This is a genomic window from Nucisporomicrobium flavum, from assembly GCF_016464385.1.
Classification (GTDB): domain Bacteria; phylum Actinomycetota; class Actinomycetes; order Mycobacteriales; family Micromonosporaceae; genus Actinoplanes; species Actinoplanes flavus_A.
Map to the genome: position 1 here is coordinate 179,359 of NZ_JADMLH010000011.1, position 23,755 is coordinate 203,113.

General features: G+C 72.7%; 22 protein-coding genes. 11 read left to right on the forward strand and 11 right to left on the reverse strand.

Annotated features, from left to right (window positions below; genetic code table 11):
* Nucleotides 1-4: 4 nt before the first annotated feature.
* Nucleotides 5-1,345: a dipeptidase gene (locus tag IT780_RS25605; RefSeq protein ID WP_199514215.1), complete on the forward strand. Its 1,341-nt coding sequence runs from the start codon at nt 5-7 to the stop codon at nt 1,343-1,345.
* Between the two features lie 45 nt (nt 1,346-1,390).
* On the opposite strand, the gene IT780_RS25610 is transcribed toward IT780_RS25605, so the two are convergent.
* Both IT780_RS25610 and IT780_RS25615 read right to left on the reverse strand, forming a co-directional pair.
* The gene (locus IT780_RS25610; protein WP_199514216.1) at nt 1,391-2,509 is read right to left on the reverse strand and encodes an aminopeptidase P family protein; all 1,119 of its coding nucleotides are present in this window, start codon (nt 2,507-2,509) and stop codon (nt 1,391-1,393) included.
* Between the two features lie 36 nt (nt 2,510-2,545).
* A complete protein-coding gene (locus IT780_RS25615) occupies nt 2,546-4,033 on the reverse strand; it encodes an MFS transporter (RefSeq protein WP_199514217.1) in 1,488 nt (495 codons plus the stop codon).
* A 171-nt stretch (nt 4,034-4,204) separates the two neighbouring features.
* Between IT780_RS25615 and IT780_RS25620 the strand changes: the two genes are divergently transcribed.
* Nucleotides 4,205-5,473 carry a threonine/serine exporter family protein gene (locus IT780_RS25620; protein ID WP_307831369.1) on the forward strand — a complete coding sequence of 423 codons (1,269 nt, stop codon included), beginning with the start codon at nt 4,205-4,207 and terminating at the stop codon, nt 5,471-5,473.
* On the opposite strand, the gene IT780_RS25625 is transcribed toward IT780_RS25620, so the two are convergent.
* Nucleotides 5,449-5,778 (reverse strand): hypothetical protein, encoded by a 330-nt coding sequence (locus tag IT780_RS25625; protein WP_199514218.1) that lies wholly within the window; start codon nt 5,776-5,778, stop codon nt 5,449-5,451. The genes IT780_RS25620 and IT780_RS25625 overlap by 25 nt on opposite strands.
* Nucleotides 5,779-6,319: 541 nt before the next feature.
* On the opposite strand from IT780_RS25625, the gene IT780_RS25630 reads away from it, so the two are divergent.
* Nucleotides 6,320-6,841 carry a DUF7144 family membrane protein gene (locus IT780_RS25630; protein WP_199514219.1) on the forward strand — a complete coding sequence of 174 codons (522 nt, stop codon included), beginning with the start codon at nt 6,320-6,322 and terminating at the stop codon, nt 6,839-6,841.
* Nucleotides 6,842-6,862: 21 nt separating this feature from the next.
* Here IT780_RS25630 and IT780_RS25635 read toward each other — a convergent pair whose 3' ends face one another.
* On the reverse strand, nt 6,863-9,532 hold the full coding sequence (locus tag IT780_RS25635; protein WP_199514220.1) for a winged helix-turn-helix domain-containing protein: 2,670 nt from the start codon (nt 9,530-9,532) through the stop codon (nt 6,863-6,865).
* A 337-nt stretch (nt 9,533-9,869) separates the two neighbouring features.
* On the opposite strand from IT780_RS25635, the gene IT780_RS25640 reads away from it, so the two are divergent.
* The 6 genes from IT780_RS25640 to IT780_RS25665 all read left to right on the forward strand — a co-directional run bounded on the left by IT780_RS25640 (nt 9,870) and on the right by IT780_RS25665 (nt 16,360).
* Nucleotides 9,870-10,133, forward strand: coding sequence for a DUF8691 family protein (locus IT780_RS25640; protein WP_199514221.1), 264 nt, complete (start codon nt 9,870-9,872; stop codon nt 10,131-10,133).
* A 391-nt stretch (nt 10,134-10,524) separates the two neighbouring features.
* Nucleotides 10,525-13,191: a winged helix-turn-helix domain-containing protein gene (locus IT780_RS25645; RefSeq protein WP_307831370.1), complete on the forward strand. Its 2,667-nt coding sequence runs from the start codon at nt 10,525-10,527 to the stop codon at nt 13,189-13,191.
* A 116-nt stretch (nt 13,192-13,307) separates the two neighbouring features.
* Nucleotides 13,308-13,769 (forward strand): hypothetical protein, encoded by a 462-nt coding sequence (locus tag IT780_RS25650; RefSeq protein ID WP_199514223.1) that lies wholly within the window; start codon nt 13,308-13,310, stop codon nt 13,767-13,769.
* Nucleotides 13,770-13,790: 21 nt separating this feature from the next.
* Nucleotides 13,791-14,264 (forward strand): DUF7144 family membrane protein, encoded by a 474-nt coding sequence (locus IT780_RS25655; RefSeq protein WP_233413489.1) that lies wholly within the window; start codon nt 13,791-13,793, stop codon nt 14,262-14,264.
* 29 nt (nt 14,265-14,293) lie between these two features.
* Nucleotides 14,294-15,454 (forward strand): AI-2E family transporter, encoded by a 1,161-nt coding sequence (locus IT780_RS25660; RefSeq protein ID WP_307831371.1) that lies wholly within the window; start codon nt 14,294-14,296, stop codon nt 15,452-15,454.
* Between the two features lie 3 nt (nt 15,455-15,457).
* Nucleotides 15,458-16,360 carry a YihY/virulence factor BrkB family protein gene (locus IT780_RS25665; protein ID WP_199514224.1) on the forward strand — a complete coding sequence of 301 codons (903 nt, stop codon included), beginning with the start codon at nt 15,458-15,460 and terminating at the stop codon, nt 16,358-16,360.
* Between the two features lie 196 nt (nt 16,361-16,556).
* On the opposite strand, the gene IT780_RS25670 is transcribed toward IT780_RS25665, so the two are convergent.
* Genes IT780_RS25670 through IT780_RS25685 form a run of 4 tightly spaced genes read right to left on the reverse strand, consistent with a single transcriptional unit; the run spans nt 16,557 to nt 18,424 of the window.
* Entirely contained in the window at nt 16,557-16,850 is a 294-nt protein-coding gene (locus IT780_RS25670; protein ID WP_199514225.1) for a hypothetical protein, read from the reverse strand.
* A 34-nt stretch (nt 16,851-16,884) separates the two neighbouring features.
* Nucleotides 16,885-17,361 carry a DUF2231 domain-containing protein gene (locus tag IT780_RS25675; RefSeq protein WP_199514226.1) on the reverse strand — a complete coding sequence of 159 codons (477 nt, stop codon included), beginning with the start codon at nt 17,359-17,361 and terminating at the stop codon, nt 16,885-16,887.
* Nucleotides 17,362-17,387: 26 nt separating this feature from the next.
* Nucleotides 17,388-17,900, reverse strand: a complete 513-nt coding sequence (locus IT780_RS25680; protein ID WP_199514227.1) for a hypothetical protein — start codon at nt 17,898-17,900, stop codon at nt 17,388-17,390.
* 38 nt (nt 17,901-17,938) lie between these two features.
* Nucleotides 17,939-18,424, reverse strand: a complete 486-nt coding sequence (locus IT780_RS25685) for a DUF6069 family protein (protein ID WP_199514228.1) — start codon at nt 18,422-18,424, stop codon at nt 17,939-17,941.
* A 188-nt stretch (nt 18,425-18,612) separates the two neighbouring features.
* Between IT780_RS25685 and IT780_RS25690 the strand changes: the two genes are divergently transcribed.
* Together IT780_RS25690 and IT780_RS25695 are read left to right on the forward strand one after the other, a co-directional pair.
* Nucleotides 18,613-19,893, forward strand: a complete 1,281-nt coding sequence (locus IT780_RS25690) for a cation:proton antiporter domain-containing protein (protein WP_199514229.1) — start codon at nt 18,613-18,615, stop codon at nt 19,891-19,893.
* A 53-nt stretch (nt 19,894-19,946) separates the two neighbouring features.
* Nucleotides 19,947-21,878 carry an alkaline phosphatase family protein gene (locus IT780_RS25695; RefSeq protein ID WP_307831372.1) on the forward strand — a complete coding sequence of 644 codons (1,932 nt, stop codon included), beginning with the start codon at nt 19,947-19,949 and terminating at the stop codon, nt 21,876-21,878.
* A 6-nt stretch (nt 21,879-21,884) separates the two neighbouring features.
* On the opposite strand, the gene IT780_RS25700 is transcribed toward IT780_RS25695, so the two are convergent.
* From IT780_RS25700 to ppk2, 3 genes are read right to left on the reverse strand one after another with little or no spacing between them, the layout of a single operon-like run.
* The gene (locus IT780_RS25700; RefSeq protein WP_199514231.1) at nt 21,885-22,577 is read right to left on the reverse strand and encodes a potassium channel family protein; all 693 of its coding nucleotides are present in this window, start codon (nt 22,575-22,577) and stop codon (nt 21,885-21,887) included.
* A gap of 10 nt (nt 22,578-22,587) precedes the next feature.
* Nucleotides 22,588-22,830 (reverse strand): DUF8691 family protein, encoded by a 243-nt coding sequence (locus IT780_RS25705; RefSeq protein ID WP_199514232.1) that lies wholly within the window; start codon nt 22,828-22,830, stop codon nt 22,588-22,590.
* 34 nt (nt 22,831-22,864) lie between these two features.
* Nucleotides 22,865-23,743, reverse strand: coding sequence for a polyphosphate kinase 2 (gene ppk2 / locus IT780_RS25710; RefSeq protein ID WP_233413490.1), 879 nt, complete (start codon nt 23,741-23,743; stop codon nt 22,865-22,867).
* Nucleotides 23,744-23,755 lie beyond the last annotated feature (12 nt).

Sequence of the window (23,755 nt, forward strand, 5' to 3'; positions counted from 1 at the left end):
CGGAATGGACCTGCGTTCCCGCATCGAGGGCCTGATGGGACAGGCCCGCACCGACCTGACCGAGCTGGTCGCCATACCGTCGGTCGCCGACCCGCGCCAGTACCCGCCGGAGATGTGCGGCCGGGCGGCCCAGTGGGTGCTGGACCGCTTCGCCGGGGTCGGGTTCTCCGACCTGCGCCTGGCGGAGACCGCCGACGGGAGCCGTGCCGTCTACGGCGCCCGGCCCGGCCCGGATCCCGGCGCACCGACGGTCCTGCTGTACGCGCACTACGACGTCCAGCCCCCGTTGGACGAGGACGCCTGGAACACCCCGCCGTTCACGCTGACCGAGGTGGCCGGCCGGTGGTACGGCCGCGGCGCCGCCGACTGCAAGGGCAACATCGTCATGCATCTCACGGCGCTGCGGGCCCTCGCCGACCGGGTGCCCGTGAACCTGAAGCTGATCGTGGAGGGTTCCGAGGAGCAGGGCACCGGCGGGCTGGAGGACTTCGTCCCCCGCAACGCCGACCTGCTGCGCGCCGACGCCATCCTGGTGTGCGACACCGGCAACGCGGCGGTCGGTGCGCCGGCCGCCACGGTGAGCCTGCGCGGCATGGTCAACGTGGTCGTCGGGGTGGAGGCGCTCGGCTCGGAGGTGCACTCCGGCATGTTCGGCGGAGCTGCGCCGGATGCGCTCGCCGCTCTCGTGCAGATGCTGGCGTCGCTGCGCGACAGCGCCGGGAACACGACGATCGACGGCCTGGACAACACCCAGACCTGGCACGGGGAGGTGTACCCCGCAGACCGGTTCCGCGCCGACGCCGGGCTGCTGGAGGGGGTCTCGCTGCTCGGCGACGGGTCGGTGTCGGACATGATCTGGGCACGCCCGGCGGTCACGGTGCTGGGCATCGACTGTCCGCCGGTGGTCGGCTCGGCCGCGGCGATCCAGCCGCACGCGCGGGCCCGGCTCAACCTGCGCGTCCCGCCCGGGCTGAACACCGACAAGGCGTACGACGCGCTGGCCGGGCAGCTGCACGCGGTCGCGCCCTGGGGCGTGCACGTGACCGTTGCGCAGGAGGCGGTGGGCCAGCCGTTCCGGGCGAGGACCGGGGGGCCGGCGTACGAAGCGCTCGCCGGGGCCATGCGGGACGCCTTCGGGCGTCCGATGACGGCGCTGGGACAGGGCGGGTCGATCCCGCTGTGCACCGTCTTCGCCGACACGTACCCGGACGCCGAGATCATGCTGATCGGTGTCGAGGATCCGGCGTGCGGGATGCACGCGCCCAACGAGAGCGTCCATCCCGCCGAGCTGGCCGGCATGGCGCTGGCCGAGGCGTTGTTCCTGCAACGGTACGGCGCCCGCTGACAGGCGGGCGGCGGCATCGGACGTGATGCCGCCGCCCGCCGCACGTCACGAGACCACGTGCATGTCGCGCGCGGTGTTGTTGAGCCGCCGCCCGCCGTCCTCGGTCACCGTCACGATGTCCTCGATCCGGACACCGAACCGGCCCGGCAGATAGATGCCCGGCTCGATGGAGAAACACATGCCCGGCACGAGCGGCTGCAGCTCACCCTCCACCAGGTACGGCGGTTCGTGCGTGGTCAGGCCGATGCCGTGCCCGGTGCGGTGGATGAAGTACCGGCCGTACCCGGCGTCGCCGATCACCCGCCGCGCCACCCGGTCGATCTCCTGGCACGTGACGCCCGGGCGTACCGCCTCGAAGGCCGCCTGCTGGGCCCGGCGTACCACGTCGAAGACCTGGCGTTCCTCGTCGGTCGCCGGGCCGACGTGCACCGTGCGGGTGGTGTCGGACCCGTAACCGGCGCACAGACCGCCGAAGTCCAGGATCACCGTGTCTCCATTGCGGACGATGCGGTCGCTCATCTCGTGGTGCGGGTTGGCGCCGTTGGGCCCGGAGCCCACGATGGTGAAGTCGACCTGCGAGTGCCCGTGTTCGCGGAGGAAGCCCGCCAGCTGGGCGCCGATGTCACGCTCACTGCGGCCGGCGAAGCTGACCCCGAGGATGTCCCGGTACGCGGCGTCCGCCGCCGCCCCGGCGGCGGCGAGCCGGTCCACCTCGTCGGACTCCTTGACCGCACGCAGCATCGGCAGCACATCGGTCATGGCGCTGTAGCGGGAGCCCGGCACGGACCGTTGCAGCCCGAGGAGGTGCATCGCCCACGCGGAGTCGGACACCGCATAGTGGCCGACGGGGTCGAGCAGCGACGCGAGTGCCGCGTACGGATCGTCGCCGTCGGCCCAGTCGACGAGCGACACGGCAGCCGCGCCGGGAGCCGGCTCCGCGTCGGGCCTCTCGAGCACCGGGACCATCATGACCGGCTCGCGATCGGTGTCCAGGATGAGCAGGGTGATGCGCTCCGTGACGGCGGTCGGTCGATAGCCGGTGAAGTAGGTGAGATCGGGTCCCGGGCTCACCAGGATCCCGGCGAGCCCGGCCTCGGCGGCCTGCCCGGCCGCACGTTCCATGCGGCGTACGTAGTCCTTCGTGGAGAACGCGCTGGTGGACATCGGACGTTACCTCCTCCCGGCGGCGCGGTGCCTGCCTCAGCGCAGCGCCGGCGGCTGTGTCGGGATGGTGTGGCTGGCCGCCGCGGCGGCGGCGGAGCGGTGGAGGGCGGACGACGCGCCGCCGCGATGCCGGCCCATCAGCAGGGCGAGCGCGATGCCTGCCCCGGCCATGACGGCGAGCAGCAGCGCGGAGCGGGACAGGCCCGCCGCGAGCGCGTCGACCGGCGTCGCACCGTCGGCCGTGCGCCCTGCCGTGACGGCGGTGGACAGGGTGGCGACGGCGGCGACGGCCAGCGAACCGCCCACGTACCGTGCCATGTTCGAGATCCCGGAGGCCTGACCGACCTCGGCGGGGGAGACAGCGGCGGTCGAGGCGGAGGCGGCGGGTCCGTTGGACAGGCCGAGGCCGACCGCGATGACGGCGAGCGGGACGATGAAGGCGGCGTAGCTCCAGGACGCGGTGACGAACGCGAGGCCCACACAGCCGAGCGCGGCGAGCCCGAAGCCGGCCGCGATCGCGTACCGCGGCCCGATCCGTACCGCCAGCGGCGTGATGAACGGGGTGACGGCGATCATCGCCCCGGCCGCCGGCAGCGTGGCGAAGCCCGCCTCCAGCGCACTCATGCCGAAGGCCGCCGGATCCTGGAAATACAGGCTGAGGATGTACATCAGCGCGTTGATCGCGCCGGCGACGAGCAGGATCGCCAGGGTCGCGCCGATCACCACCCGGTTCCGCAGCAGCCGCAGGTCGACCAGCGGCGCCGCGGCCCGGCGCTCGGCGGCCACGAATCCGGCCGCACCCAGGACCGAGGCCACCAGGCAGGAGATGGTCGGCGCCGAGACCCAGCCCCAGTCCGCGCCCTCGCTGAGCGCGAGGACGAGCGGGACCAGGGCGACGGCGACGAGGACGGTACCCAGCACGTCGATGGAGCGCGGGCGCCCGGGATCGCGTGACTCGCCGACGGTGCGCAGGGTGAGGGGGAGACAGGCCGCGGCGACGGCGGCGTCGATCCAGAACAGTCCCTGCCAGCCCGTCGTGTCCGCGAGCAGGCCGCCGATCAGCGGTCCGGCCGCCGCGCCGACCGCGGATGCCGCGCCCCACAACGTGATCGCGCGCATCTGCGCGGCTCCGGACGAGGCGACCGAGAGGAGGCTCATCCCGCACGCCAGGATCGTGGAACCGGCCGCCCCCTGCACCATCCGCCCGGCGATCACCCCCGCGCCGCTGCCGGACAGCGCGATGAGGACGCACGAGACGATGAACAGGGCCAGGCCGCCGAGGAAGATCCGGCGCCGGCCGAACACGTCGCCCATGGCGCCGGCCGTCACGATGACCGCGGCGCCGACGAGCATGTACCCGGTCACGGCCCACTGGAGCTGCTCCATCGTGGCGCCCAGATCCGCGCTGATCGCGGGCAGCAGGATCGTCACCGCGGAGGTGTTCGCGTTGACCACCAGCGCCGACACGCAGGCCGCCAGAAGGACTCCGTGGCCCGCCGAGCGTCCCGCCGCTGTGCTGGACATGACCTCTCCCTCCGCGGGCCGCTGTCGACCGCCGCGGTCCCAGCCTGGCAACCGGGCGGTGCTCCGGCCTCACTCGGCGGGGATGACCGCACCGGACGGCAGCCGCGCGGCGGCGGCGATCACCCCGGCGTGGTGAGGCGGGCACGGCCACAGCTGCCTAGCGTCCGTACCGTGGCGACGGAGCGGGTGGCCGGCGGGGCCGAGGATCTGCAGCGGTTCCTGCTGTTCCTCGGTAGTGCCCTGACCGCCGCCGGCGAGGCCGTCAACCAGATCGAGGAGAGCCTGCGCCGGGTGGCTGCGGCCTACGGTGCGCCCTACGCGCGGGTCAGCGTGCTGCCGACGTACCTGGTGGTGGCGCTGGAACCCGGGCGTCCGGCGACGCTGGAGCCGACCGGTCAGCTCCGCGGCGGGCTGCGGCTCGACCAGACCGCGGCGCTGTTCGACGTGTTGCGGTCGGCCGAGGGCGGTGGCCTGCGCCCCGCCGAGGGAAGCCGGCGGATCCGGGCGCTCATCGACATGCCGCCCCGGTTCGGGCCGGTCGTCCGGGTCGCCGGGCATGCGGTCCTCACCGTGGGCATCTGCCTGGTCCTCCAGCCGACCGGGGGCGACCTGGTGCTCGCCGCGGCCTTCGGGGTGCTGGTCGGCGTCCTGAAGCTGACCGCCGCGCGCTTCGCGGGCGTACAGATGATCATGCCGGTGATCGCGGCGTTCACGGTCGCGGCGCTCACGTTCCTGATCGCCGGAACGGGGTGGGCCGACGCGGACCTGCGCGCCATGGTGGCGCCGCTGGTCACGTTCCTGCCCGGCGCGATGCTCACCATGGCGGTAGTGGAGATCTCCGCCGCCGAGATGATCACCGGCTCGAGCCGGCTGGTGACCGGCTTCCTGCAGCTGCTCCTGCTCGCCTTCGGCATCATCGGCGCGGCGCAGGCGGTGGGCACGCCGCCGGCGCACCTCGGTGCGGACACCGCGCCCGGCGCGATCAGCGGCTGGGCGCCGTGGATCGGCGCCCTCATCGTCGGCATCGGCAGCTATCTGCTGCACTCCGGACCGCGGCGTTCGCTGGGCTGGCTGTGCGTCGTGCTGTACGCCGGCTGGATCGGCCAGTACCTCGGCGGCCTGGTCCTGGGCGGCTACCTCAGCGGTTTCGTCGGAGCGGTGGTCCTGACGATCGTGGCGTACGCGGTGGAGCGGGTCCCGTCGGGGCCGCCCGCGCTGGTGTCCTTCCTGCCGGGGTTCTGGCTCCTCGTGCCCGGGGCGTTGAGCCTCATCGGGATGACCGAGTACCTGAGCCGCGACGTCGTACGGGGAGCCGACGACCTGGTGGGTGCGATCGGCTCGATGGTGGCGGTGGCCCTCGGCGTGCTCTGCGGCCATCCGCTGTTCCGGTCACTGGCCCGCGCCGTGGGCGCCCGTCAGGGCTCGAGGTCGAAGGAGTGACGCCCGGGATGGCCCTCGAACAGCAGGCACGCCACCTCCTCCGGCGGGTCGCCCGATTCCTCGTGGACGGTGGGGCAGGCACCCACCTGCTCGATCGCCGAGGAGGTCAGCGTCCAGCGGATCCACCATTCGACCTCGTGGCTCTGCTGCCCGACGTCACCGTGGGGACCGTCGTGGCGGAACTCGAGACGGCACTCATGGTGACGTCTGACGTGGTGGGTGGCGTAGGGCCGGCGCATGAGCCAGAAGACCTGGTAGTCGCTGAGTTCGATCCGCGCAGGACACCGTTCACCGGGCGAGAGCACGACAGACACCGTACTGGGAGCACGCCCGGATAGCGACCGCGGAAAGGTCGGATCCTCAGGAATCTTCGCCGATCACGGGCGGGGAGAGGCCGGTCTCCGCTCGACCCGCGCGTACGGGGCGACGCCGACGGTGTGCAGCCACCGGTCGCGAGCGGTCCGAGGCAACGTGCCGCCGTCCTTTCCGTTGCGATGCCGGCCCGCCCGACGGCGGGCCGGCATCCTGCCGGGCAACGGTGTGTCTCTCCCTCACACCCGGACCCGGGGGCGCATCCGGGCTGCTGGGCGGACGCGCCTTCGACAGTGCCGCGCAGGGCCCCACGTCTGCCCGGCATGTGCGCCGCGGGTCGTGCTCGCCGGCGTTCCACCCATTCAGCCCGCTGCCGGCCGCGGGGACCTCACCCCGGAGGGATGAGACGGGCTCCGCCCGGTCTCGCGGGGCGCGGCCCGGGTGACGCCATTCATTCCAGCCGGATGAGGCAGCGGGTGGGAGGTATCGAGCAGGCTCGGCCCGACCCGGAGGTCCCGCTTGGAGGAGGACGACATGACCGACATGCAGCAGTCCGAGAGTGATCAGCCGGCACCGGCCACGGGCGCCGGCCCGCCGCCGCCCGCCGAGGCGAGGCGTCCGGCGCATTCCGCGCCGCAGGCCCCGTTGACCGCCAGGGCGACCGCATGGCTGGGATGGGTCCTGTTCATCAGCATCATCATGCTCGCCGCCGGCCTGATCAACATCGCGCAGGGCATGGTCGCGCTGTTCGACGACGACTTCTACGGCGCCTCCGCGGCCGGCCTGGCGGTCGGGGCGAGCTACACCGCGTGGGGGATCGCCCTGCTGGTCCTGGGCGTGGCGCTGGTCGCGGGTGCCTACGGCGTCCTGACCGGCTACGGCTGGGGCCGGACCATCGGCGTCGTGGCCGCGGCGGTCAACGCCCTGGTGAACCTGGGATTCGCGGCGGCGTACCCGGGCTGGACGGTTCTGGCCGTGTCCTTCGACGTCATCGCCATCTACGCCCTCGTCGTGCACGGGGGAGCGGCCAGGGCGCTACGCACCAGCCGGCGATGACCGGCGTCGCGCACCTCGCCGTCAGATGAGGCCGAGCTCGCGGGCCCGGACGACCGCCTGACGTCGCCGCGGGGTACCGAGCTTGCGGTAGATCGCGCGCATGTGCGCCTTGATGGTGTTGACCGACACGCCGAGCTCCTCGCCGATCTCCGCGGCCGTCAGCATGGTCGGGAGATAGCGGAGCACCTCGGCCTCCCGATCGCTGAGCGTGCCGGCGATGACGCGGGGGGTGCCCGTCGGGCCGCCCGTCCCGATCAGGTGCAGAAGGTCGGTGATGAAGGGCGCATGGTCGGCGGCCGTCAGGCTCTGCCGGGTCAGGAGGGGACCGAGCCGGCCACCGGCGAGGCTGAGGAACGGGCGCCGGATCCCCTCGGGTGCGGCCAGGGCGATCGCCCGGCCGAGCATCTCTGCGGCCTCGAGGCCCCGGCCGTCCGCTTCGGACACCAGAGCGTCCAGGATGTGTGCCTCGACGTTCGCCACCGTCTCCGACATCAGCGAGCCCGGCTCGGGGGGCACCGCCTCGGCCGCCGCCAGGTCGCGGGTGGCCAGTGCGGCGCGGATCAGCAGGTTCCGCTCCGGCCGCGTCAGCGTGCCGTGACCGGCCTGCGCGGCGTACCGCTGGTGCACCCGGTCTGCCCGGTCGGACAGCACATCCATCTCGGACTCGGTGGTGAGCAGCCACCGATCGATCGTGGGCATCCAGCCGATCGGATACCGTTGCTTCTTCGCCTCGTCCAGGAACACCCGCGCGCTGGGCAACCGGTTCTGGGCCATCGCCAGCCGCGCACTGACGCCCAGCGACAGCTTCCGCTGCACCGCTTCCGGGTCGCTGCGATGGGCCCGCACAGCCTGCTGCAACGCTCGTTCGGCGGCCGCCGGGCGGACCCGCTCCAGCTCCACCAGCGCGGCCGCGAGGTGTGCGGCGACCACCTGCAGCGAATCCATCCAGCCACCCCGCCGCGCCCGGTCGTGCGCGTCCCTGACCAGGTTCTCCGCCTCACGGACCGACCCGAACATCACTTCGAGCAACGCGAGATGCCCGATCGCGTTGATCTCCACGAGGTCGAGGCCGGCGGCGTGTGCCGCTGCCGCGCCCACGGAGAGGTACCGCTCGGCGGCCGCGGGGCGGCCGGTCCACAGCAGCGCCACGCCGCTGTTGTTCAACGCGATGGCCCGGTACTGCAACGTCGAAGGCAGCTGCGCGAGCGGCACCTGGGCGAGCTCGGTCAGCTGGCTGGTCGTGTCGGCGAGCATCGCCGGCATGTCGCCCTGCACCCGGTTCACCGCTCCCCGCAGGGCCCGGATGGCGATCTCGACCGTCCGGCGATCTGTTTCCGGCCGTCCCGCCAGAAGCTTCTGCGCCTCACCGAGCTGCTCCCTGATCCCCGGGTAGTCGCCGGCGTTGAACAGCAGGATCGCGCCGCACACCGCCAGCTCGGCGGTGCTTGCCAACTCGCCGGGCGGGATCTGTTCGATGACCTTGACGAGGCGCCGGCGGTCGCGCGAGAGGACCATCGGCGCCGCGTCCACCACGAGCCGGCCGACGTACTCCCAGTCCTGCGCGGAGACCGCGTGTCCGAAGGCGTCGAGGACGGAGCCCTGCTCGGCGTACCATCCGGCGGCTCGCCGGTGCAGCGTGGAAAGCAGGCCGGGTCGTTCCACCGCCAGACGATGCCGCAGCATGTCGCGGATCAGGTGGTGATAGCGGAACCAGGAGGGCCGGGAGTTCAGCCGGACGACGAACTGATTGACCTGCTCGAGCCGTTCGAGGGTGCGCTGCCCGGTGTTTCCCAGGGTGATCGCGTCGGCCAGGTCGGCGCAGAGGTGCTCGCAGATGCTGGTGTACAGCAGAAAGGTCCGGAACTGCGGGGTCTGGCGCGCCAGGAGCTCCTCGGACAGGTAATCCTCGACCGGTTGGAAGTCGCCGGCGAACTCGGCGACGGACCGGCCGTGCGGACCGGAGACGAACGCCGCCGCCAGCTGCAGGCCGACCGCCCAGCCCTCGGTCCGCTCGACCAGCGTCGTGACCTCGTCGGGCGTCAGGTTCAGCCCTTGACCGGCGAGCAGCTCCGCCGCCTCCTCGGCGGTGAACGCGAGATCATGGGCGCGGATCTCGGTCAGCTCGCCGGCCGCTCGCAGCCGGTGCAGCTGGAGGGCCGGCTCCGACCGGCTGATCAACACCATGCGGACGGGGGAGCGCTGCGCCCGTAGCAATCCGTCCAGCTCCGCGAGCAACCCGTGGTCCTCGATCATGTCGAAGTCGTCCAGGATCAGCACCATCGGCGTCCGGAGCCGGCCGAGCACCCGGCCCAGACCCCGGATCGTGCGTACGTCGTCGTCCAGCGCCGCGTCGGCGTCACCGGGCTGCTCCCCGGCCGGTGCAGGTGTGCCCGCTCGCAGGGCGGCGACGACATCCGCCGCGAAGATCTGAGGATCGTTGTCGTACCGGTCGAGGGTCAGCCAGGCCATCGGCACGCGCTGGGTGGCCGCCCAGGCCGCCACCAGCGTGGTCTTGCCCCATCCCGGACCGGCGCTGACCAGCGTCAACAGCCCGCGCGTCCCCCCGTCCAGCTTCCCGATGAGGCGCGGACGGAAGAGCCTCGAACGACCGACATGTGGGCGCGCGAACTTCGGCCCGGCCGCCATCGGCTCCGCCCGCACCCGGGTCGCGTCCCCGTTGTGCCATGTCATAGCTCCCCCTCGGCAACGTCCCGCGGCGTACCGGGCGGGGAGCTGCCACCACGCGACGGGCGTGGTCGAGGCATCCGGCACACGGGCCGCGGGGGTCGTTCTGTGTCGGACCGCTGGGGGGCTCGGCGCTCGGATGACGCCAACCCCACCGGCTACGCATTGATGAATCCTTGATCCTGACCCACCGCAGGCCATCATGGATGCACCGCCGTGGCAACATCCTTCGCGGATCTCTGTGCGCCGGGCCCACCCGGCTTGGATGACGTGCGCCGGCGCGGATCGGTAGCACCATGGGCCTCGTGTTCACCGTGAGCCGACCGATCTGGGGGCCGACGCCATGAATGTCCGTTACGAGATCCACGTCCAGGGCCTGCTCGGGCCGGTGCTCCGGACCGCCTTCGCCGATCTGTGCTGTGTGGCGGTGGCCCGGCGCACGACCATCAGGGGTCGTCTGTCCACCGACGAGCTGTGGCGTCTTCTGCATCAGCTCGACGAGTGCGGCGTCGACCTCGAACGGGTCCTCTCGGAGGACGGCGAGCGGCCCGGGCGGCTCGCGGCGGCCGAACGGCCGGCGGGTCCGGACGCCCCGGCCGACCGCTGACCGCAGCAGTGAGCGGGTGATCGTGCAGTAGTGCCGGGCCGGACGGGACGGCGTGGACGGTATCTGTATGGCGGCCGGTGATCGGGCATGGCTGGTCATGTCGCCTCCGTCGGTGCGGGTTCTTCCCGCAGCGTCGCCCGCCGTCCGGGACGGATGCCTCATACCCGGTGGATGAACCAGGACGACCACGCCGGCCGGCGCGGGTCCTGGACGATCCCGGCCGACGGCTGTGCTCGCCGGTCCGGTGCCTGCCCGGTGCCGCCGGACTCCCCGTGGTGCAGAGTGCCGGCTCATCCCTCGCGGATGGCCGGACTATCCGATCCGGAGGATGCGACGCCGCCGGGTGGGTGGGGAGGGTGGGGTTCTGATCCGCGCCACGGAAGGGGATCCCGTGCGTGCCGAGCTTCCCGCGAACGTACCGACGACCGACGAGATCGACCTCGACGAGCTGCTGCTCCGATCCAAATTCGACGTACCCGACCGGCCGCCCTTCGTGGTCACGCGGCCGCGCCTGCTGGACCGATTACGGCACAGCCTCGCGCCGCTGACCATGGTTGTCGGACCGCCGGGCAGCGGAAAGACCCAGCTCGTGGCCTCCTGGGTCGCCGACGCGACGGCGACGAGAACGGTGGCCTGGATAAACCTGGAGGACGGTCCTCCGCTTCCCTTCTGGACGGTGGTGGTCGAGGCGCTGCGGCACGCCGGCCTGCAGATGTCATCGTCGCTCGGGCCTTCGACCGCCCGGGCGCCGGTGGACCGGTCCTTCCTGGTCCGGCTCGTCGCCGAGCTGAACCGGCTGGACACCCCCGTGATGCTGGTGCTCGACGGCGTGTCGGACCTGGACGGCGCCGAGTGGGCGACCGAATTGGAGTTCGTGCTGCGGCACACGGCTCCCGTGCTCCGGCTGACTCTGATCGGCCGCTGGGATCCGCCTCTGCCGACGCACCGGTACCGTCTCGCCGGCCGGTTGCTGGAGATCCGCAGCGCCGACCTGGCCTTCACCGCCGACGAGGCCACCAAGCTCCTCGGGCAGCACGGCGTCCAGCTGAGCCCGGCGAAGCTGACATCGCTGCTGGAGCATACCGAGGGCTGGGCTGCGGGGCTTCGCTTGTTCGCGATGGCTCTGCAAGGCCGGCCCGACGCCGACAGCGTGGTGGACACCATCACCGGGAACGAGGCGACGATCGCCGAGTACTTCTTCGACGAGGTGCTGCGCACGCTACCCGCGGAGGTGCGGTCGTTCCTGTTGGAGATCAGCGTGCTCGACACCTTCACCGCCGAACTGGCCGAGGCGGTCACCGGCCGGGCCGAGGCCCGGAGCATCATCGCCGACCTGGAACGGCGCAACGCGTTCGTCCAGCCCGTGGCCGAGTTCTCCGCGGTCTACCGCTTCCATCGGCTCTTCGCCGAGCTTCTGGGAGCCCAGCTGCTCTGCGCGGCGCCGGAGCGGCTGCGTGCGTTGCACCGGCGAGCGGCCGAATGGTTCGCGGAGCGCGGCCAGACGGTGGATGCCGTCGGGCATGCGGTCAAGGCCGGCGACTGGGACACCGCCGCCGCGGTCATCGTCGATCACTATGCGATCGGCCGCTTGGTCCTCGACGGACGGGCCGGCCTGCTTGGCAGGCTCCTCGAGCATCTGCCGGCGGATCGGGATACACCCCGGACAGCCCTGGTCGCTGCCGCGCTGGCGCTGTGCGACGGATCCGCCGAGGAGTGCGCGCAGCACCTGCGCCGGTTTCAGCAGGCCGTTCCCGGCCCTGCCGGCGACGACTCCGCCGTGGTCCTGTCCGAATTGCTCCTGCGGGTCATGCTCGCCGACGCCCACGGCACCGCGGAGCAGGTCCTCAGTTGCTGCTCCGCGGTCGAACAGGCGTTGACCGAGACGCCTCCCGAGCAGCTCGCGCGTCACCCCGAACTGGCGGTGCTGCTGATGGCGGGGATAGGCAGGGCACAGAGCCGGAGCGGGGCGATCGACGCCGCTGCGGTCACCTTCACCAGAGCGGCGGCCGACACCGACCCGTGTTCCCGGTACCCGCGAATCCGATGCCTCGAACATCTGGCGGTCATCGAGGCCTACCGCGGCAGGCTGGGACACGCCGGACGGCTGGCCGAGCAGGCTGTCGGCCTCGCCGACGGATGCGGTACGGAGCCGGACCGGTCATCGGTCACCGCCCACGTCGCTCTGGCCTGGGTGGCCATGGAGCGGTACGACGTCGACGAGGCCGGCCGCCATCTGCGCATCGCCGACCAGCGTCGCCGCCCCGACACCGACCCGTTGACAACCGCGGCGTACGCCCTGGTCAAGTCGAGGCGGTTGCAGGCCCGGGGCGAGCTGCGAGGGGCGGCGAAGCTGCTCGAGGACACCGATCACCAGGTCGGGGGGCGGGCGCCACGCTGGCTGGCTCACGAGATCATCCTCGCGCGGGCCCGGCTGATGATCGCCATGGGCCTGGCCGGTGAAGCGCTCGAGGTGATCGAGGGTCTGCCCACGCCCGGCCTGCCCGGCGGCGCGGTGATGCATGCCGCCGCCCTGGCCTCGGCCGGCCACCGCGATCGCGCGCGGGAGGTGCTCGGACCGGTCCTGGGCGCGGTGGGCATACCGTCACCGGTGGTCATCGAGGCCTGGCTCGTCATGGCGACCGTGACGGCCCATGACGGGGAGCCCGAGAAGGCACGCGAGGCGCTCGGGCACGCGCTTCGGCACGCCATCCCCGAGGCGCAACGGCGGGCCGTCCACCAGGTCTGGGCGCAGCTGCGACGGCTTCTGCGCGACGATGACGAGCTCGCCGAGCAGCACCGCGTGCTCCAGGGCATCGCGCGCGGCGCCGACCGGCCGGGTGCGGCCGACACCGGGCCGGTGCTGGTCGAGCCGCTGAGCCGGCGGGAGATGGAGGTCCTGGAGGGCATCGCGGCCATGTTGCCGACCGAGGAGATCGCGGCCCGGCTCTTCGTGTCGATCAACACGGTGAAGACGCACGTCCGCAGCATCCTCCGCAAGCTGTCCGCGTCCCGCCGCAACGAGGCGGTGCGCCGGGCCCGCGCGCTCGGCCTGATCTGATCGGCCGGTTCCCGGCCGGCATCCGCAGGGCCGGGCGACTCACTCGCCGCGGATGGTGCGCGGCAGGTGCCACACCGCGAGCATTTGCCGGGTAAGCCAGCGGAAGGAGCCCGGCCGTGCTGATAGTGCTGGCTCTCGGAGTGTTCTTCGCGGTGCTGGCCACCAGGGTGGCCGCACGGCGCAGCCTGCAGCGTTTCCGCGACTCCGGCGACGCGTTCCGGTGCCGGCTGCGGGTCCGGTGTCACCGGTCCGCGATCTGGCCGGCGCTGGGCCGGCGCTGGTCCCGGCCGATGTGGGCGCTGTGGGAGGACGACGTGCTGCTCGTACGCCGCGGTCCGGTGTTCGCCCGGGACATCCCGTTGCGCACCCAGTCGCCGGTGGACGGTGTGCACAGCTTGGTCTTCGAGGCTCCGCGACTGTGCGGCCGCACCCCGCTCGGGGTGGTGCTGCGGATCTGGGACGGGTCGCTGATCGAGGTCGCCGCCTCGACCGAGGACCGGATGAAGGTGGTCGGCCCGTACATGGCCGCGGCGATCAACGATCTCCCGCAGGCGCCGGTACCCCGGCGCCGCACCTGACGGACGAAAGGTGGCACACGCATGTCGGACACACAGCAGAGCACCACGGGTACGCCGCGGCAGCCTTCGTACGACATGGACGAGCCCTACGACGTCCCCGGTCGGCCACGGCCGACGGCATGGGTCGGCGTGGTGCTGTTCGGCGGCATCATGTTGATGATGCTCGGCGGATTCCAGACGATGCAGGGCTTCGTCGCGATCTTCCGGGAGGACTACTACCTGGTCAGCCCGCGCGGTCTCGTCTTCGAGGTGGATTACACGGCGTGGGGCTGGACCCATCTGCTGATCGGGCTGGTGGCGGTGGCCACCGGTATCGGCGTCATGGCGGGGCAGATGTGGGCCCGGGTGCTCGGGATCGTGATCGCGGTGATCAGCGCCCTGGCGAACATCGCTTTCCTGTCCGCGTACCCGATCTGGAGCACGATCATCATCGCCATGGACGTCCTGGTGATCTACGCCCTCGCGGTGCACGGCCGCGAAGCCGGCCAGTCCTGACCCGCCGGATCCGGACGGAGGAGGCGCCGGTGGGCCGGGCAACAGCAAGGTACGGCCGGCCGGCGCTGCGCGTCCGGGGGCATGTCAACGGGACGAACGGTGGCGCGGGCACCGGCACGGTGGGTCTGCCGCGCGGGCTGGTCGTCCTGCTCGGGCTCGCCGGGGCGGTGGTGACGGTGGCCGGGCTGCGGATCTTCGCGGACATCCTGGCACCGGTGTTCCTCGCCCTGATGCTCACCGTCACGGCGAGCCCGCTCAGCACCTGGCTGATCCGCCGTGGCGCACCGGCCTGGCTGGCGGCGGCGTCGCTGATCGTCACCGTGTATCTGGTGCTGCTCGCACTCGGTGGGGCGCTCGCCGTGTCGGTCTCCCGCCTCGTGGCCCTGCTGCCGCAGTACCAGGACAGGCTCGCCGATCTGCAGGCCGGCGCGGCCCGGACGCTGGCCGGCCTGGGCGTCGACCCCCAGCACGCCGGCGGGATCACCGACCCGATCCGTCCCGGTGCCGTGGCGGACCTGGCACAGACCTTCCTCGGCGGCCTGCTGGCCACCGCATCCAACGCCTTCTTCCTGCTCGCCGTCCTGCTGTTCCTCTGCCTGGACGCCGTCGGCTTCCCGGTACGGCTGGGCAGGATCGCGGTCCAGCGCCCCGAGGTGGCCGGGGCGCTGCGCTCCTTCGCCGGCGGCACCCGGCGGTACCTTCTCGTCTCGACCTTGTTCGGGCTCGTCGTCGCGGTCATCGACACGCTGGTGCTGTGGGCGCTGGACATCCCGCTGCCCGTGCTGTGGGGGCTGCTGTCGTTCATCACCAACTACATCCCGAACATCGGGTTCGTGGTGGGCCTGGTGCCGCCGGCGCTGCTCGGTCTGCTCGAGGGCGGCGTACCGCTGATGATGACGGTCGTGCTGCTGTACAGCGCGGTCAACTTCGTCATCCAGTCGGTGATCCAGCCGAAGGTCGTCGGTGATGCCGTGGGCCTGTCCGCCACGGCATCCTTCCTGTCGCTGGTGTTCTGGACCTGGGTGCTGGGGCCGTTGGGCGCCCTGCTGGCCATCCCGCTGAGCCTGCTGACCAAGGGTCTGCTGGTCGACATCGACCCGCGGACGCGCTGGATCGGGTCGCTCATCTCGGCCGGCCAGGCCGGTTCGCGGGGGGGCGCCCGTGGCGTGCCGGCGCCCGGACGGCGCTGACCGGTGGGCGTGCCGTCCGGTCACGGCGGCCGGGAGCCGGAGCGCGCCGACCGCTTCCTGAGGGCGGTGCCGGGGCCGGTGCGCCCGCCGGTCGCCTGGGTCGCCCACCGGTCCGGCGGCCGGATCCTGGTCGGGACCGCCTCCGGGCTGGTCCGGGTGCAGGTCTTCGACCGGGCGATGACGCTCGCCGCCCAGGCGTTCACCTCGCTCTTCCCCATCCTGATCATGGTCGGGGCGCTGTTCGGAGCGGATCAGGTGGCGCGGTTCGCGTCCCTGGCCCGGATGCCGGAATCGTCCCGGCACCTGATCGACGAGACCCTGACCGATCGCGGTGCGGGAGCGTTCGGCGTGGTGGGCATCCTGGTGGTGCTGCTGTCGTCCACCGGCCTTGCCCGGGCGCTCGCCCGTGCCTACGGCACCGTGTGGGAGGTGCGTCGGCTACCGAGCGGTCCGCGCGCCGCCTGGCGGTGGCTCCTCGCCGTCATGGTGGTCGCTGCGCTGCTGGTCGGTACGCGGCTGTCGGGCTGGCTCACCGCCGGGTTGCCCCGGCCTCGCCTGTGGTCGGGCACCCTCCTGCTGGCGGCCGACTGCGCGATCGCCGTACTCCTGCCCGTGCTGCTGCTCAGCCGTGCGGTGCCGGCCCGGATGCTGCTGCCGGGTGGTCTGGCGTTCGCCTGCGTCATGCTCGTGGTGCGTCCGGTCGGCGGCGTCTACCTGCCGCGGGCACTCCAGACCAGCTATGACCGCTACGGCACCATCGGCCTGGCGTTCACGTACATCGGCTGGCTCTACGTCATGGCGTTCTGCCTGCTCGTGACCGCGGTGCTGGGGGAGGTCATCGCCCGGGACGCCGGGGTCGCCGGCCGCATCGTCCGCGGATCCCGGATGGGCGCCGCAGACGCCTGAGCGGCACGTTCGGTCACGACCGGGCCGTGGATCCCGGTCGCCGGCCGGTGCCGGCCCGGTTCCGCAGCGTTTCCGTCGGGTTCACGAAGCAGCGGCGACCCGGCGTCTCGGCGTGACTGTGATCGGTTCGGCGCGGGGTCACCGGCGCCTGCGGCGAACCCGGCTCACACCCCCTCGGCGGAACCGGACCGGCAGCTCAAGTCTCGGTCGTCGCCCGGGCCGGCGCCTCATCCGCCGGGAGTGAGCGTTCCGCAAGGGGCATGGTGGAGCCCGTCCCCGTGCGCCGGGCCCCGTCGTGTCCGGGCCGGTGCGCCCGGCGACGCTCGACCGCATCCTCGATCGCCAGGGAGATCAGGACGCCGCCCGCCGCCGCGATGAACGGCATGACCACGAGAAGGCCGTAGTCGAACCGGGGCGGTCGCCCGCGGAGCACGGCGCGGGCGTCGGCGATTCGCTTCGACCAGCTGGTGTGATGGCGATGGGCTCTCATCGGGTCCCTCTCTTTCGGACTGTCACCGTCGATGTCATCGATGTCCGGGCCGGTCGAGGATCTGCGCCAGCAGCACGGTTTCCTCACTCCCGCGCGTCGGCCGGGTGCCCGGTACGGCTGGTGCCAGGCTTCCGGCGACAGCCAGGACCAGTCCGGCGACCTCGATCACCAGGAGCCCGGGCCCGACCGTGCGTTCCGGCGTGCGCATGCGCAGCAGCAGGATCACCGCGAAGACGAGGAGCACCGCTGCGTCCAGGAGAAGCCGCTGGGCCGTGGCCTGCCGTTCCGCCCGGTCGCCGGCGGCCGCTGCGCTGATCTGCACGGCGAGCGCCCGCAGTGCTCCCCCCACCAGAGCCACCGCCACGGTGCAGTAGGCGAGGGTGCCGACGAGCCGAGGCCCGCCGAGCACGTCGAACAGGTCCAGGAGGATCGCGACGGTCAGCAGACCGAACGGGAACATGAGGAGTACGGGGGCACACGAATGCCCGTGGATGCTGAGCCGGCTTCCCATCCGCGTGCTCCCTCCGGCGCGGCGCATCAGTGCAGCAGTGCCTTCAGCACGATCAAGGCGATGCCGAAGAGCCCCGCCACCGCTGTGGAGATCACCTGTTCGAGCGTGGAGAGCTGCCCGTACCGGCCGATCCGCCAGCCGGCCAGGCAGAGCAGGACGGTGGCGCACACCAGCGCGGCGATGATCGCCGTACGCAGTGCCGTCCCCGCGAGCCGCGCCACGAGGAGGACGCCGAGCGGGAACAGGGAAGCGGTGATCATCTCCCAGCCGCTGGTCAGCTGCGTTCGGACCGTTTCCCACCGGGGACGATGGCCCTCGTGGATGCGTTCGGCCAGGATCCGGGCGTAGCGCTCGGCGGCCCAGTAGACCGAGAGCGTGACCAGCACCGTGACGACGGTGGCGACGGCTGTCGATGCGTGCGAGGTCGCCAGCACGGCCGCGCTGACGATGATCCCGTAGATTCCCGCGGCGGTGGCCTCCCGTACCTCGTGGGCGGACTTCGCCCGCCGCGACGGCTGCCCCGCCAGGTCCGCCGTCATGGCGCCGTCCGTTCCGTGGTCGCTTGCGGCCGGCACGCTCAGCGGTACGGCCGCGTCACCGGCGGAACCGCGGCCGGGCGCATGGCCGCATGCGCGGAGCCGGCCACCAGGGAACCGATGGCCACGCCGAGGATGAAGTTCAGCCCCGCGGTGAAGAACCGCGAGCCGAAGTCCTCCTCGGTGATGAACGGCGCCAGCATCGCGGTCACGGTCGCGAGCGTCATGACCCAGCCGAAGAAGAGCATGGGACGCGGGGTGAACAGCAGGAGCAGGTGCATCAGCCCGGTCGCGACCAGGCTGAGCGTCGCGGCGCCGAGGGCGTACCACCCGGTCCTGGCGTCGCCCCACACCCCGGCGCCCTTCGGCGCCAGCACGGCCACGCCGAAGAGCCCGCGGCCGATGAGGATCCCGACGACCGCGATCAGCGACGCCACGACCCCGGTCGCCGCTCCTCCGGCCCACAGCCGGCCCGCGTTGACCGCCGGTCGCGACGGGGGCGTCGCGGACTGGTACATCGCCGTCATGGCGTCCCTCCTCGTCGGGTGCAGCACGGTGGCCGCTCGAGGTCGAGCGTCGTCGGCGTACGGCCCGCAGCACCTCATCCGGCGCGGGTGAACGGCTCCCGCCGCCGGTCCGGTCCGGCGGGAGCGGGGCGGCGCTGCTCACCCGCCACGGACGATCCGGCCGGGGCCGTGCCGCGCTCGAATGGGGTGTGACCTCGGGTGCTCTGGCAGTGGTAGCGGCCGTCGTGTTCGCCTGGGGGGCGTTCTCGGCGAGGCTGGAACGCGCCGACCTGACCGCACCGATGGCCTTCGTCGGCGTCGGCGTGCTGCTGGCGCAGGGCATGCACGCCGAGGCCGGCCCCGCGGGGGTCACCGTGCTGACGGAGGTCACGCTCGCCTGGGTGCTGTTCTGCGACGCCTCCCGTGTCGGGCTGCGCGAGCTGCGCGGTGACGCCGGAGCGTACGGCCGCCTCCTCGGGCTGGCCCTCCCGCTGACCGTCGTCGCCGGCACCGGCGCCGCCTGGCTGCTGCTCGACGCCCCGCTGCCCTGGTACGCCCTGCTCATCGGGGCCGCGCTCGCACCCACCGACGCCGCGCTGGGCGCCGTCGTGATCACCCATCCGGCGGTGCCGGCCCGGATCCGGCGCCTGCTCAACGTGGAGAGCGGGTTGAACGACGGCATCGTCACACCGGTCGTCATGCTGGCGCTCGCCGGGGCCGCAGCGGCTCCCGGGCACGAGGGCGGCTTCGTGCTGCCCGCCGTGCTGCAACTGCTCGGCGGTGCGCTGATCGGCGCGGCGGTGGGCGCCGGCGGCGGCTGGTTGCTACGGGCGGCGGGCCGTCGGGGCTGGACGGACGACAGCTTCGCCGGGCCCGCGGTGCTGGCGCTGGCCCTGATCGCGTACGCGGCATCCGTGGCCGGCCACGGCAACGGGTTCGTGGCGGCCTTCGCCGGCGGCATGGCGTTCGGGCAGGTGGCCGGGCGGGGCGGGCCGCGGGAGGTGTTCTACGTCGAGGAGACCGGGGGCCTCGCCTCGCTCCTGGTCTGGCTGCTGTTCGGGGCGTTCGCGGTGCCGGTGCTGTACGGCCGCGTCGACGTCGCGCTGCTGCTGTACGCCGTCCTGAGCCTGACCGTGGTCCGCATGGTGCCGGTCGCCCTCAGCCTGATCGGGTCCCGCCTCGGCGGCCGGACCGTGCTGTTCGTCGGCTGGTTCGGCCCGCGCGGGCTCGCCTCCGTCGTCTTCGCCCTGCTGGCCGTCGAGGAGCTGGGCGACCGTGCCGGCCCCGCCGTCGCCGCCATCGTGCTGACCGTGCTGCTCAGCGTGGTGGCCCACGGCGTGAGCGCCGGGCCCTGGGCCGCCCGGTACGGCGCGCACAGCGGGTCGCTCAAGGCCGGGGGCCTGCACGAACCGGTCGCGGCCACGCGGCTGCGGCGCTCGCCCGGCGGACACGACGCGGCGCCGCCCGTGACGAGCGGCCGGGCCCCGTGAGCGCGGGCGCGGTAGAGCCCCGGCGTGCCTCGCGGGCGTCCACGGTCGTGGCGGTGGTGCTGCTCTGCTGGGCCGCGCTGGCCGTCACCATCGCAGTCGTACCGGGGATCACGGCGGTCGACGGCGCCGCAGTGCTGCTCGCCGCGCTGGTCCTGGGCCTGCTCGGCGCGGCGCTGCGACCCGCCGCCGCGGTGCTGCTCACCCGTGCGGGCTGGGCCGGGGTGGTCGGCGGCTGGCTGCTGGGTCAGGCGTTGCTGCTCCAAGTCGCGTTGTCGGTGACGCCCGGTCTTCAGGTGGCCGGTTTCTGGAGCGCGTTCTGGGCCTCCTGGGTCTACGCCGGACTGGTCAGCGCCGGGCTCTGGGTGGTCACCGCGGGCCGGCCCGGGATGGTCGTCCGGCATCTGCTGCGGGTCAACCGCCGCTTCCGGCGGGCCGCGACCACGAGCGACGTCCCGGGTGTGGTGCTGATCCAGATCGACGGACTGTCCGCGCCGCTGGCCCGGTGGGCGCTGGCCGCCGGCGCCCTGCCCACGGTGGCGCGGTGGCTCGGCTCGGGCAGCCACACCCTGGTGGAGTGGCATGCCCGGCTGCCCGCGACCACCCCGGCGAGCCAGGCCGGGCTGCTGCACGGTGCCAGCGCGCAGGTGCCGGCTTTCCGGTGGTACGAGAAGGAGACCGGCCGGCTGGTGGTGACGAACCGGCCACGCGACAGCGCGCTGGTCGAGTCCCGGCTCTCCGACGGTCGTGGCCTGCTGGCCGACGGCGGCGTCAGCGTCAGCAACGTGTTCTCCGGCGACGCGCCGACCAGCCTGCTGACGATGAGCACGATCGGGGAACGGGCGGCGTCCGGCCGCCCCGCGCGGTACGTCGCCGCGTACCTCCTCGACCCGTTCGGTCTCACCCGGTCGCTGTTCCTGACCGCCGGGGAGATCGTCAAGGAGCTGCATCAGGCGCGGCGGCAGCGGCTGCGGCGGGTGCAGCCGCGTACCGCGCGGACCGCCTCGTACGTGATGCTGCGCGGGCTGACCAACGTGCTGCTGCGCCACCTGAACCTGTCCATCCTCGCCGAGCACGTGATGCGGGGCGCGCCGGCCGTCTACTGCGACTTCGTCGACTACGACGAGATCGCCCACCATGCCGGGCCGACCCGTCCGGAGGCGCTGGCGGCGCTCGAGGGGATCGACGACGTGCTCGCCACGCTGGAGGCGGTGGCCCTCGCGGCGCCGCGCCCGTACCGGTTCGTCGTGGTCTCCGACCACGGCCAGAGCCAGGGTGCGACCTTCGCCCAGCGGTACGGCATCACCGTGGACGAGCTGGTGCGGCAGCTGAGTTGTGCCGACGGCCCGGCTGTCGCGGCCGGCCGCAACGATGAGCACGCCGGGCGGGTCGGGGCGTTGCGGGGCGTGCTGGTGCGCCCCGCGCCGGAGCCGGCCCCCGATGTCCCGGCCCTCGATGTCCCGGCCCCGGTGCGGCCCGAATTCGTGGTGGCCGCGTCGGGCAACCTCGCCCTGGTGTACCTGGCCCGGGTGCCCGGCCGGGCGAGCATGGAGTACATCGAGGAGAACTATCCGCGGCTGCTGGCCGGTCTCGCCGGCCATCCCGGCATCGGGTGGGTCATGGTCCGGTCGCGCCGGCTCGGCCCGGTGGTCCTGGGCCGGTCGGGCCGTCGGCTGCTGACCGGCGACCGGGTCGAGGGCGAGGACCCGCTGGCCGGGTACGGCCCGCACGCCGCCGCCGACCTGCGCCGCCACGACGGGCTGCCGCACACCGGCGACATCGTGGTCAACAGCGTGTACGACCCGGTGACCCAGGAGGTCGCCGCGTTCGAGGACCTGATCGGGTGCCACGGTGGACTGGGCGGATGGCAGGAACGCCCGGTGCTGATCCATCCGCAGCAGTGGCCCGTGGACGGTGACCTGACCGGCGCCGACGCCGTGCACCACCAGCTCGTCCGGTGGCTGGAGAAGTTCGGGGACCGGGCCTGAACCGGCTCAGCGCGGTGCGGCGGGACCGCCGGATCCGTCGTCCGCCTGCCGCCAGCCGCGGGGCCGCCAATTCTCCACCACCTTGGCCACCGCGGTCACCAGGAAGAGCTGGCCGAGCAGGGCTTCGAGCACCGCGATGCTCTGCGCCGGGTTGGTCGCGGGCACGAGATCGCCGTAGCCGGTCGTGGTCAGGGTGACGAAGCTGAAGAACAGCGCCTGGGGGAGGGCCGGATCACCCGCGTCGCCGAACAGCGGGCCGGGCTGCAGGGCCGCAACGCAGGCGTACGTGAAACCGAACGCCATTCCGATGAACAGGTAGGCCGCCAGGGCACCCAGCATCGTGCCGCGATCGACCCGGCGGTGCCCGCCGAGGTCGCGGACGATCGAGACGGGTGCGACGAGGTAGAGGCCGCCGGCCGCCAGGAAGCTCAGCCCGGTCAGCGCCGTGCCGGGAACCAGCAGGGCGAACGCCGCCGCCACCACGGCGAGGGTGACCACGGCGGCGCACACGAGCCGGACGACGGGACGGGCGCGGGACACGCGCAGCGCCTGCCACACGGTCCCGGTCTGGACGAGCAGCAGCACCGCCGGGACCCACCGTACGCCGGGCACGAGCGCCAGCACGTACGTCGCGACGATCAGCATCAGGACGAGCCCGTAGCCGCGTCCCGCCGGTGGCTGAGGCGCCGGCGCGGTCATGCCGGCCGGTTCAGCGGTACGGGCCCGGCTGCGGCTCCGGGCCCTCCTCGGCCGGCAGCCGCCGCACCTCGATGAGGCGGAGCCCGAGTCCGTGGATGCGGGAGATGAGCCCCACGACCGCGGACTGGTCCGGCAGCGAGCCGTGCAGCACGGTCTCCGGCGGTTCCACGCTGACGGTCAGGTCGCGGAGCTCCGACAGCAGCTCGTCCGGAATGACTCCGGCGACCCTGACCTGGTACGACGCCTCGAGCATGGTTTCTCCCCTCGTCGCACCCCCGGTCGGCCGGTCATCCGGTGAACCTGCCGTTGCTCCGGAACTCGGCCTGCATCGTGGCGATCTCGTCCCGGCCGGGCACGACGATCCGGGGGTCGGGAGCGAGGTCGAGGTCGGGGTTGCGTTCCTTGTAGTCCACCGCGTTGAGGATGACCTTGATGGTGTTCAGCCGCGCCTGTTGCTTGTCGTTCGAGCGGACGATGAGCCAGGGCGCCGCCCTGGTGTCGGTACGCAGCAACATCTCGTACTTGCGGTCGGTGAAGTCGTCCCAGCGGCTCTGCGCCTGCAGGTCGATCTCGCTGAGCTTCCACCGGCGCAGGGGATCGGTCAGCCGGCGCTCGAAGCGGCGTGCCTGCGTCTCCTTGGTGACGCTGAAGTACAGCTTCACCAGGATCGTGCCCTGCCGGACGAGGTCCTTCTCGAAACCGGTCACACCGCACAGGAAGTCGCGGTACTCCTTGCGGCTGCAGAATCCGAAGACCCGTTCCACCATCGCGCGGTTGTACCAGCTGCGATCGAAGAGCACGATCTCCCCGCCGGTCGGGAACTGGGCCACGTACCGCTGGAAGTACCACTGGGACCGCTGTTCCTCGGTGGGCCGGCCTAGCGCCACGACCCGGTAGTGCTTCTCGTTCATGTACCGGGTGACCCGGCGGATCGCACCGCCCTTGCCGGCCGCGTCCCGCCCCTCGAACAGCACGATCATCCGCAGGTTCTCGGCCTCGAGGTGGCGCTGCAGTTTGAGGAGCTCGACCTGCCACGGACGCAGGTCCCGGTCGGAGATCAGCTTGCGCGCCAGGGTGGCCTGCTCCCGCCGCAGCGCGGCGAGCTCGTGCAGGGCCTGTTCGTACGCCGCCGCGAGCTCCGCCGGGGGTGGTGACGCGGGCATCATGGTCCTCCTCTT